This is a genomic window from Streptococcus sp. DD10 (genome assembly GCF_001578805.1).
Taxonomy (GTDB): Bacteria; Bacillota; Bacilli; order Lactobacillales; family Streptococcaceae; genus Streptococcus.
This window is the reverse complement of record NZ_KQ969175.1, coordinates 1-1,255: the sequence shown is the minus strand read 5'-3', so window position 1 is coordinate 1,255 and position 1,255 is coordinate 1. Positions and strand designations below refer to the sequence as shown.

Annotated in this window: 1 protein-coding gene; it reads left to right on the top strand. The window is 37.3% G+C overall.

Features of this window, described 5'->3' with window-relative positions; translation table 11 throughout:
- The first annotated feature begins 244 nt into the window (after positions 1 to 244).
- Complete coding sequence (locus STRDD10_RS09895; protein WP_067195673.1) at positions 245 to 1,075, top strand: LPXTG cell wall anchor domain-containing protein; 831 nt, start codon at positions 245 to 247, stop codon at positions 1,073 to 1,075.
- Positions 1,076 to 1,255 lie beyond the last annotated feature (180 nt).

Genomic DNA, 1,255 nt, shown 5'->3' with positions numbered 1-1,255 from the left:
TGCCGTCCTCTTGATTTAGGACAATCTTTTTAGGTTTTTTCTCTTGATTTTGAGAGTGTTAAAAACTGTTGGATTTTAGATGAATACTTGTTATCATGATAAAACACCATTCCCGGAGGGGATGGAACTGCTCATTCTTAATTTACAATACGAAGTTCTTTGTCAAGTTCGACGGATCCAAAAATTAGTAAAACCTTACCTCTTGCTCAATCTCAGTTTATCTTGACGGAGAAATTAGCTCAGTTTGACCAGATTAGTCTGGCTTATTGGACTGTTTTTTAGTGATCAAGAAAACAAGGCTGATTCGACAATTCCAAGTGTAACACCATCTACCGATAGTAGTAAACCAATCACAGAAGTATTGGACAATAAAATTTTCACAGCCAAAGATTTTCCAGGGTATACGGATGAGCAAATCTTGGCCGCTCAGGTTTGGTATAGCTTGACAGATGGACAGTATCCGTTTTCGTTCTATCGTAAGGAAGCAGGGACGCCGATTAATTACCACAATGGTATTGGGAAATCCTATCCAAGTGTAACCTACCATTTATACGAAGATTCCAAGCGGTCTTATGCCTATCAGACAGTGATTGATTATGCAGATAATGGAGATGGAACGATTACACTGTATTCTGTTCCAAAACATTGGCATGTACCAGATTCTGAGGCAGAAGCAGTGACAGAAATAATCTTAAACACTGCTAAGATTGTTAAGTTGAAACCAGCAAACAAAGCTGCTATTAGTCGGATTTTGGCAACTGTAAACTTTAAAGCAGATGCAGATACAGGGGCAAGTAAGCAACAGCCTCAAGGAACAAATACAAGTTCAGGTTCATCAGAAGGTCTTATCAATAAGGAGCCAGTTTCACATAAAGAGGAGCAAAAGGTCGAAAGTCAACTAAAAGGGGACGAAAACAAAGAGAAGAAGTCGATAAAAGAAGGTGAAAGAAGCAAAAATGACAAAGCAACCCTCCCACAAACAGGTGAACAACTACAATCCTTTGGTTTAGAAGCGCTCATACTTGCAGTACTAGGATTAGGAGGTCTCGTCTATAAAGGACGGCATAATCGGTAAACGTAAAAAGCAAGATCCATAGCATTTATCATGAGTTTAAAAAGTTTTAAGAGGTAAGGGCAAAAGGGTTTGTTTTAGAAAAACGCAATGTTCAAATCTTTTTATTTTTGAGCTTATATTTTTATCCTATCGTCTTTTTAAACCATTTATAAAAAAATATTAAAACTAAAGTGAACTGCA